4 protein-coding genes are annotated in these 5,820 nt (G+C 44.6%); 3 read left to right on the top strand and 1 reads right to left on the bottom strand.

Translation table 11 applies throughout. The features are described from left to right. Window positions 1-268: 268 nt before the first annotated feature. The 3 genes from PLE34_RS21475 (at window position 269) to PLE34_RS21465 (ending at window position 4,381) form a co-directional block, all read left to right on the top strand. Entirely contained in the window at window positions 269-2,629 is a 2,361-nt protein-coding gene (locus PLE34_RS21475) for a TonB-dependent siderophore receptor (protein WP_324560574.1), read from the top strand. 25 nt (window positions 2,630-2,654) lie between these two features. Next, a complete protein-coding gene (locus tag PLE34_RS21470; protein WP_324560572.1) occupies window positions 2,655-3,806 on the top strand; it encodes a PepSY-associated TM helix domain-containing protein in 1,152 nt (383 codons plus the stop codon). A 248-nt stretch (window positions 3,807-4,054) separates the two neighbouring features. Beyond that, complete coding sequence (locus PLE34_RS21465) at window positions 4,055-4,381, top strand: DUF6686 family protein (RefSeq protein WP_324560569.1); 327 nt, start codon at window positions 4,055-4,057, stop codon at window positions 4,379-4,381. Window positions 4,382-4,547: 166 nt separating this feature from the next. On the opposite strand, the gene PLE34_RS21460 is transcribed toward PLE34_RS21465, so the two are convergent. Continuing rightward, window positions 4,548-5,820, bottom strand: a 1,273-nt coding sequence (locus PLE34_RS21460; RefSeq protein WP_324560566.1) for an MFS transporter, incomplete at its 5' end; no start/stop codon positions are given.

Raw genomic sequence — 5,820 nt, 5'->3', positions numbered from 1 at the left:
TTTTTTTATAATAGTCTTCGTAAGTATTTTAGCTTTTGAGCAAACCCTGATTTCCTCTTTTCGTAACTCAATTTCCCAATTGCGTAGTGTGGTTTTTTATCCTGCACATATTTTTGCTTTGTCTGACTACTGAATAATAACCCTGCGGCTTGCATCTATGAAAATCTTGTATAAAGGGCTGTACCGGTTCTTTCTTTCACCCGGATAGTGGAAGATTTTTCAGGAGCGCATCCCTGTTTTTATCTCAAACAAATCAACGTAAAACGAAATGAAGAAAACTAATATGCTTATTGTTGCGCTGTTAGCGCTGCTCACGGGTATTTCAGCGCAGCCTGCAACCGGCTATATCAAAGGAAAAGTTACTACAGCCGATAATAAACCGGCCGAAGGCGTAACGATACTCATCAAAAACACAGTGAAGAATGCGGTTGCCGATAACAACGGCAATTTTGAAATTAAAAATATTCAGCCGGGAAATTATACGCTTGCGGTAAGCCTTGTGGGATATAAAGACGAGGAGCAGGAAGTAACGGTTGAAAACGGCAAAGCCACAACTGTATCTTTTCAGCTCGCATTATCCAACAGGGAATTGAATGAAGTGGTGGTAATAGCCAACAGGAACAGCTTTAAAACCAACCGCACTTCTAACTCCCTTCGGCTGCAAAGCCCTATCCTGGAAGTGCCCCAGAATATACAGGTAGTAACAGCCAAGCAGATCAGTAACCAGCAGATCTTTGATATGCTGGAAGGGGTAACCCGCAATGTGAGCGGGGCCAGCAGGGTGGAGCACTGGGATAATTATGCGCGGATAACCATGCGGGGAAGCAATGTGGGTGCTTTCAGGAACGGCATGAACGTGTCTACGGCATGGGGGCCTTTAACGGAAGATATGAGCATGGTGGAAAGAATTGAGTTTGTAAAAGGTCCTGCGGGATTTATGTTGGCCAACGGTGATCCAAGTGGTTTCTATAACGTAGTAACCAAAAAGCCCAGCGGCCGCAACAAAGGGGAGGTGGGCATATCTATGGGCAGCTTCGACCTGTATCGCGCCAACCTTGATCTTGACGGGAAATTCTCGGAAGATGGAAAATTATTATACCGCATCAATGTAATGGGGCAGTTAAAGGGCTCGCACCGCCAGTTTGATTTCAATAACCGTTACTCTGTTGTGCCCGTACTGAAATATTTAATAGACGATAAAACATCTGTTACTTTAGAGTATACCCACCAGTTTTCCGAAGTGAATGTGATCGGATCCAACTATATATTTTCCAAAAAAGGATATGCAGACCTTCCGCGTGATTTTACTACCGCCGAGGCCAATCTGGAACCTACTAAAATGAATGACAAAAGCCTGCTCGTCATCCTTGATCATAAGCTCAGCAACAACTGGAAAATGACCGCACAGGCCGCTTATTTTAATTATCGGCAGGTAGGAGCCTCATTGTGGCCGCAGTGGCCGGTAGCTTTTGACCCGCAGAATGATGGGATATTGTACAGGGGTATGTCTATATGGGATGTGCTGGGTACAAGTAAAATAGGGCAGATGTTTGTTAATGGCGAAGTGCAAACGGGCGCCGTATCGCACAAAATACTGGCAGGACTGGATATGAGCAATAAGGAATATTACCACGACTGGAACCAGGGCGGCGCACTGGGCGATGAGCTTAATATTTACGATCCCTTATACGGATATGCTACCCCTCCGGTATTCGACAGAAGCAAAAATATCAGGGAAAGAGGTGTGCGGTATTACGACGCGTATACCGGCTTGTATGTGCAGGATGAGCTCGGCTTTTTAAGCGATGCATTGCGCCTCACGCTGGCCGGGCGTTATACTACGCTTAAAAACGGCGATGTGTACAGCGGGGATTTTAAAAGCAGCCGCTTTACGCCGCGTATCGGACTTAGCTATTCAATAGATAAGAATACAGCCGTTTATTTTGTGAAAGATGAATCCTTCTTAGAAAATTTTGGGTCTGACTGGCAGGGGAAAAGCTTTGATCCTATTACCGGCGGAAATATTGAAGCGGGGATAAAAAAAGACTGGGTAAACGGTAAATGGAATTCCGCCGTTTCGGTTTACCAGATCACAAGGAACAATGTGCAGACTGCCGATTTTGAACATCCTCATCCCGCAGGTGGTTTTTATACACGTCAGTCGGGCCAGCAAAAAACAAAAGGAGTAGAGGTTGATATAAGAGGACAGATCGTAAGAGGGCTCGATGTGATCATTAATTATGCGTATACAGAAGCCAAAGTGACCAAAGACAGCGAAAAAGATGCTATTGGTAGACAGGTTGCCGGCTCCAGCCGCCATATCCAGAACGCGTGGCTGAACTACAAAATGGACAGAGGAGCGTTAACCGGATTTGGTATTTCGGTGGGCTACCAGTACCAGGTAAAACGTTCGCCCTGGTATGTTTTTGATAATTCGGAAAACAGCCTGCCCGATTACTTTCGCTTAGACGGAAGCCTTTCTTACCAAAAAGAGAAGATTGGCTTTAACCTGGTGGTGAACAATATCCTGAATAAATATTTATATTCGGGTGCGCCGTATGAGGATTATTTTTACTGGCAAACAGAGCCGGGAACGAATATGCGGGTTAGCGTATCGTATAGATTTTAATTGCACAATGCTATTATAAGAAAGCATGACATTTAAGAAACTCACAGGAAAAATTCACCTCTGGCTCGGGCTCAGCTCCGGGCTGGTGGTGTTAATACTGGGCGTTACCGGTTGTATACTGGCGTTTGAACTGGAGATCAGGAGCCTCACCGAGTCTTTCCGGAACGTAAAGGTGGAGAATAGAGATGCGCTACCACCATCGGAATTGAAAGCCATTGCGGAACAGCACTTAGCGTCTAAAAAAGCGCTGGGTATTGAATACCCCGGGAAAGACAAAGCAGCCGTTGCGGCCTATTACAACGAAAAAGAATATGAGCTCCTTTTCATGAATCCGTACAGTGGGGAAGTGCTGAAGCATAAAAATATGAACAGGGATTTTTTTCGCATTGTATTGGATGGTCATTATTATTTATGGTTACCGGATGATATCGGGCAGCCTATCGCAGCATCGGCCACCCTTGTTTTTTTGGTGATGATGATCAGTGGACTGATCCTTTGGTGGCCAAAGAACAAAGCGGCAAAAAAGCAACGGTTCACCATTAAATGGAGTGCGAGGTGGCGGCGTAAAAATTATGACCTGCACAATGTGCTGGGTTTCTACATGACCTGGGTCGCCATCTTCCTGGCTATTACGGGATTGGTATTCGGTTTTCAATGGTTCGCCAAATCCTTATACTGGATCACCAGTGGCGGGGAAACAATGGTTGAACATACACACCCGGTTTCGGATACCACAAAAACAGCATCGTTTGCCAATATGGCCGATCATTTATGGCAGGAACACCGTACAGGGTTAAAAGAAAATGAAAGCATTGGCGTGTATTTCGCCGGCATTCCAACCGACCCGGTTGAAATAGCGGTCAATCATCAGCCCGGCACTTATTACAATTCAGATTATTATCATTACGATCAATACACCGGCAAAGAACTACCGGCCACGGGTAGCTATGCCGGGAGTTTTGAAGATGCGCCGCTGGCTGATAAAATTGTACGCATGAATTATGATATGCATGTAGGCGCTATATTGGGCCTTCCGGGAAAAATACTGGCTTTTTTTGCGAGCCTTATCGCCGCCAGCTTGCCGGTAACGGGCTTTTATATCTGGCTGGGACGGAAAAAGAAAAAGAAGACTGCTTTTGTGAAACAAAAAACATTAGTGGCGGCTTCTGTGGCTTAGTTGAAGGCATAAGGCATAGGGTATAAGGTATGAGGTATAAGTTACACGACCCCGAAGGGGTTGAAGGCTTCCGCTATAGTTTTTTATAAACCTTGTATCCCTAAACATAATTTGCAACGAACCAATAAATATTGGTAATACATTACTATTACCTGAAAGTTAGTTTCCTCATTTCGAAAATCATTTTCCTGATTGAAGTGCGTTTCTTTTTTTGAGGAACGTATTATTGTTGCAAAATTATTTGCCCCATGTGCGGATTTCAGTATTTATATAATGGCGAAGACGGCTATGTAGTACGTTGTAAGCAATGCGGGCATTACCAGCTTGCTTTTGCCAGCGTTATGCTAACGCTTACGGAAAATGAATTCCGGTTGTTTGGAGAACTGGTAAAGTATAAATGCGAAGGGGCAGATGATGCGCTTACCGAATACAGTAAAAGTGTTGTGCTGCGAACCCCGGCGGAGGGTGTATTTATTTTGCTTACTAAAAATGAAGCAGTCCGGCTATGTGAAATATTGGAAGAAGCCGATAACGAGAACAAAGCGCTTACCCTCATGAGCATGTTCAACTCATGAATAACAAGCTGCTATTAATACCGGGTTGTTTTATCATAATTACCAATCTTACTTAAACGCATAAAAAAAGTGGTTGTCTTTATTTTTAAGACAACCACTTATATGCTATTGCAATTCTTATAGTAAAAGTCACCCACTTACCACTACTCCCTATACTCATCTTCCCCTAATGCGCTGCTGCTGCGATAGCAGCACTATTGGGGTTTACCTTTTTTTGCCAGAAGAAAAATATAAGGAACAGTACGATCAGTATACCCGGGAAGGCAACCATTTTGGCCAGCGTTGCCTGTCCTGCAATTAGCTCCAGTTGATCGCCGGTTAAGCCGGTGGCTGCAACAGCAGCTTTGTCATTATCAATCCAGTTGCCGATGATGGGTTGCCATATTGCGGTGGAAAACATACCTACGCCGCCGATAATTGACATGCCCAGTGCGCCGCTTAATGGAACACGCTGTGCAACTGCGCCTACCATGGTGGGCCAGAAGAAACAAACGCCTATCGCAAAAAATATAGCCGCTACATAAGCCATAGAACCGGTAACCGTGCTGAACATATATATTCCTATTGCTGCGAAGATAGCCCCCCCCAGCAAAACGCCTGTTTGCCCCAAAGCATGCGTAACCGGTCCTCCAAAGAATCTTCCAACAGCCATTAACCCCGTAACCAACGCGAGGATCAGCATTGGGCTTGCCCCGCTTTTACTCATGATCAACCCTACCCACTGCTGCGGACCGAATTCGGAAATGGCCGTGAGTGACATACATATAAACAGGAAAATAAAAGTTGGTGTAGCCATCGCCTTAAAGTTCTTACCCAGATGGGTAGCACCTTCCACCTTTGATTTGGGAAAAGCTTTTCCGTAAAACAGTATGGCATAAATAACGGTAGGTACCATCGTAATCCACATCTGTGCCTGCCAGCCCAGATTTGCATCGGTCATAAATTTAGAGATAAGGCTTCCGAGAACAATACCGCCCGGGAACCACATATGGAACCTGTTGAGCATCTTACTCATTTTATTGCCCGAATACATATCGGCAATCATTGGGTTACAGGCTGCTTCCGTACAACCGTTTCCAAAGCCGATGAAAAGCGTTGAAATGAGCAACAGCGCATACCCCCCTGAATAAATGGTAAAGATGATACCCAGCGTGTGCGCAATAAAAGCTACTCTCATAATGTTTCTTGCGCCGAACGTGTGATAGAACAATCCTCCGAGGATCATTGAAATGGGGAATCCCAGGAAAAACATAAGGTTAATAAACCCAAGCTGTTCAGCAGTAAGGTTAAATTCAGTACCAAGTTGTGGTAAAATACCCGCCCTGATGCTGAAGGTAAAGGCGGTTGTGATCAGTGCAAAGCAACTCCCGTTAAATAGAGCACTTTTGTTAATGTTCTCGTTCATTAATATTTGGTTTAGTGAGTTATGGAATTTTTTT

This window comes from Agriterribacter sp. (genome assembly GCF_035445465.1).
Taxonomy (GTDB): domain Bacteria; phylum Bacteroidota; class Bacteroidia; order Chitinophagales; family Chitinophagaceae; genus Agriterribacter.
Note: the sequence above shows the minus strand (reverse complement) of the source record. Positions and strands in the feature narration are given on the sequence as shown.

Excerpts from the sequence above, each read along its gene's own strand:
- PLE34_RS21475 (WP_324560574.1), top strand. The coding sequence starts at position 269 with ATGAAGAAAACTAATATGCTTATTGTTGCGCTGTTAGCGCTGCTCACG.
- PLE34_RS21470 (WP_324560572.1), top strand. The coding sequence starts at position 2,655 with ATGACATTTAAGAAACTCACAGGAAAAATTCACCTCTGGCTCGGGCTC.
- PLE34_RS21465 (WP_324560569.1), top strand. The coding sequence starts at position 4,055 with ATGTGCGGATTTCAGTATTTATATAATGGCGAAGACGGCTATGTAGTA.